Below are 2956 nucleotides of genomic sequence, written 5' to 3' on the forward strand. Positions count from 1 at the left end.
GGCCGGCGCTGCGCGTGGCCGTCGGCGTCTGGCGCGAGCACCTCGACGGCGTCCTCGCCGCGGGGCTGCGCAGCGGCGACCCGCTGCCCGGCGTCCACGACCCGGTGGCGGCCGACCGCGTGCGCCTCGGGCCGCTCAAGCTCTTCGTCGACGGGTCGCTCGGCACGCGGACGGCGTGGTGCTCGTGCGCCTACGCCCGTACCGGGGTGGGCGGGCGGGAGAGCACCGGGGTGGGCGGGCGGGAGAGCAACGGGGTGGGCGGGCGGGAGAGCAACGGTCCGGGCGGTGTCGAGCCGCGCGACCACCACGGGATGCTGCTGCTGCCGCCGGACGAGCTCGAGGTGCTGCTGCGCCGGGCGACGTCCGCGGGCCTCGTGACGGCGGTGCACGCCATCGGCGACGCCGGCGTGCGGGCGGCGCTGGACGCCTACGAGGCCGCCGGCTGCCGGGGCCGGGTCGAGCACGCCCAGCAGGTGCTGGCCGACGACCTCCCGCGCTTCGCGGCGCTCGGGGTGACGGCGAGCGTCCAGCCGCGGCACGCCGTCGACGACCGCGACCTCGCCGACCTCCACTGGGCGGGCGCCACGGACCGCGCCTTCCCCTACGCCGACCTGCTGGCCGCGGGCGCCGACGTCGTCCTCGGCTCGGACGCGCCCGTCGCGCCGCTCGACCCGTGGGACGCGCTGGCCTGCGCGCTGCACCGCACCCTCGACGGGCGCGGCGCCTGGCACCCCGAGCAGCACCTCACGCTGGCGCAGGCGCTGGCGGCCTCCTGCGGCGGTCGCTCGCACGTGCGCGTGGGCGACGTCGCCGACCTCGTGCTCCTCGCCGAGGACCCGGCCGACGTCCTCGCGGCGCGGGGCCCGGCGGCGCTGCGCGAGCCCGAGGTGCTGGGGACGCTCGTCGGCGGTCGCTGGACCCACCGCGCGTCGGCGCTGCGCGGCTGAGCGGGTCCCAGCGGCTGGGGCGGTGCGCCGAGGACGCGGTGCACCGCGTCGTGGGCGCACCGCTCTCCGGGCGGCGCCGCCGTGTGCCACGCTCCGCGGGTCGGAGGGGAGTGCGGCGTGGGAGCGCAGGGGTCGGGCGCCGTGCGCGGCGCGGTCGGCGGGGCCGCGGTCGTGGGCCTCGTCGTCGTGCCCGTGCTGCTCGAGGAGCCCGACCCGCACCTCGCGGCCCTCCTCGGGCTCTTCGTCGCGCTGGGGGCCCTGCTCGGCTCGCTGTGCGGGGCCGTGGCCGGCCACGTCGTCGACCACGGCGGGACGTGGTGGCGCGCCGCCGCCGTCTCCGGGACGGCCGCGCTCGTCCTCGTCGCCCTCGTCCTGGGCCCGCTCACCGACCGCTCCCTCGTCGAGAGCTGGCCGATCGGCCTGCCCGTGGCCGGGGGCGCGCTCGTCGTCGCCGTGTCGCAGTCGTGGGCGCTGGCTCGGCGCCAGGACCGCGCGGCGCGGCGGCGGAGCACCACCCGCTGACGACGCGCGACGGCGCCCAGCGGTGGACGCGCGGCGTCGTCCTGCGCGTCCTGCGTCCGCCGCTGCTGCCGCCGTGCCGCCTCGGCCGGAGGCTCAGCCGCCGGCGCGCTCGGCGACCGGCTGCCAGGCCCGCCAGGTCTCGAGGCGGGAGGCGTAGTCCGCCTCGGCGATGGCGAGCGGCGCCGCGCCGAGGAAGACGCGCAGGGGCGGCTCGTCGGCGTCGACCACCTGCAGGACGGCGGCCGCCGACGCCCTCGGGTTCCCCGGCGAGGAGGTCCGCTGCGAGCGGGCCCGCTGCGCGGCCTCCCGCACGCCGTCGTAGGCGGGCAGCGGCTCGGCGTGGCGGGCCGACGAGCCGGCCCAGTCGGTGTCGAAGCCGCCGGGCTCGACGAGCGTCACGGAGATGCCGAAGCCCGCGACCTCCTGCGCCAGCGACTGGCTCAGCCCCTCGAGCGCCCACTTGCTCGCGTGGTACATGCCCACGTTCTGGAAGGCGCTGATGCCCCCGATGGACGACACCTGCAGCACGTGCCCGCCGCCCTGCGCGCGCAGCTGCGGCAGCACCGCCTGCGTCACCCAGAGCGCGCCGAAGAGGTTGACCTCCATCTGCTGCCGGGCGTCGTCCTCGCTGAGCTCCTCGACCATGCCGAACTGGCCGTAGCCGGCGTTGTTGACGACGACGTCGAGGCGGCCGAAGCGCTCGACGGCGGCGTCGACGGCCGGCCGGACGGCCGCGCGGTCGGTGACGTCGAGGTCGAGCGGGAGCACGCGGTCGCCGAAGCGCTCGACGAGGTCGCCCAGGGTGGAGGAGTCGCGCGCCGTCGCGGCGACGGAGTCGCCGCGCTCGAGCGCCGCGGTCGCCCACTCGCGCCCGAACCCGCGGGAGGTGCCGGTGATGAACCAGGTCTTCGCCATGCCCGGCCCAGCGCCCGCGCCCGCGCGCCTCTTCCCCGCGCCCGACCTCCCCGTGCCCGACCTCCCCGGCCGCCGCGCGGGTCGCGTGACCGCCGCGCGCCGGTCCTCCGACCGGGCGGGGCCGCGCCCGGACCCCTCCACCCCGCGGCCCGACCTGCCGATCGTGGCCTCGTGAGCACGCCCATCACCGCCGCCGAGCTGCGCGGCACCGCGCTGCGGACGACGCGCTTCTCCGCGGGCTACGACGTCGCCGAGGTCGACGCCTTCCTGGACCGGGCCGCGGCGGCCCTGGAGGGGGCCGGCGTCCTCACGCCGGACGACGTCCACGCCGCCTCCTTCACGCAGACCTGGCGCGGCGGCTACGCCGTCGACGAGGTGGACGACCTCCTCGACCGCGTCGCCGACGCGCTGCGCCCGTCCCCGGCGCTCGGGCGGCACGCGCGCACGGGCGCGCTCGAGCCCCCTCGCGGTGCGGGGACGGCGGGCTCGGCCGGAGGTCGCGGACACCGCCTCACGGCCGCCGACCTGCGGTCGGTCGACCTGCCGGCAGCGCCGCTGCTGCGGCGCGGCTA

Annotated in this window: 5 protein-coding genes; 4 read left to right on the forward strand and 1 reads right to left on the reverse strand. The window is 79.1% G+C overall.

What is annotated here, in order from left to right; genetic code table 11:
• Together HLB09_RS15150 and HLB09_RS15155 are read left to right on the forward strand one after the other, a co-directional pair.
• A partial coding sequence (locus tag HLB09_RS15150; protein WP_171204160.1) for an amidohydrolase family protein occupies positions 1–947 on the forward strand: 947 nt, incomplete at its 5' end.
• Positions 948–1064: 117 nt separating this feature from the next.
• The gene (locus HLB09_RS15155; protein WP_212771174.1) at positions 1065–1469 is read left to right on the forward strand and encodes a hypothetical protein; all 405 of its coding nucleotides are present in this window, start codon (positions 1065–1067) and stop codon (positions 1467–1469) included.
• 93 nt (positions 1470–1562) lie between these two features.
• Here the strand turns inward: HLB09_RS15155 and HLB09_RS15160 are convergent, their stop codons facing one another.
• Complete coding sequence (locus HLB09_RS15160) at positions 1563–2384, reverse strand: SDR family oxidoreductase (protein ID WP_171204161.1); 822 nt, start codon at positions 2382–2384, stop codon at positions 1563–1565.
• Between HLB09_RS15160 and HLB09_RS15165 the strand changes: the two genes are divergently transcribed.
• Both HLB09_RS15165 and HLB09_RS15170 read left to right on the forward strand, forming a co-directional pair.
• Entirely contained in the window at positions 2365–2559 is a 195-nt protein-coding gene (locus tag HLB09_RS15165; protein ID WP_171204162.1) for a hypothetical protein, read from the forward strand. The two genes, HLB09_RS15160 and HLB09_RS15165, sit on opposite strands and share 20 nt — an antisense overlap.
• On the forward strand, positions 2556–2956 hold a 401-nt coding region (locus HLB09_RS15170; protein ID WP_171204163.1), incomplete at its 3' end, for a DivIVA domain-containing protein. The genes HLB09_RS15165 and HLB09_RS15170, both read left to right, overlap by 4 nt.

Source organism: Pseudokineococcus marinus (assembly GCF_013004605.1).
Classification (GTDB): Bacteria; Actinomycetota; Actinomycetes; order Actinomycetales; family Quadrisphaeraceae; genus Pseudokineococcus; species Pseudokineococcus marinus.

Bases quoted from the DNA above. Each gene is read 5' to 3' on its own strand.
- HLB09_RS15165 (WP_171204162.1), top strand. From the start codon at position 2,365: ATGAACCAGGTCTTCGCCATGCCCGGCCCAGCGCCCGCGCCCGCGCGC.
- HLB09_RS15160 (WP_171204161.1), bottom strand. From the start codon at position 2,384: ATGGCGAAGACCTGGTTCATCACCGGCACCTCCCGCGGGTTCGGGCGC.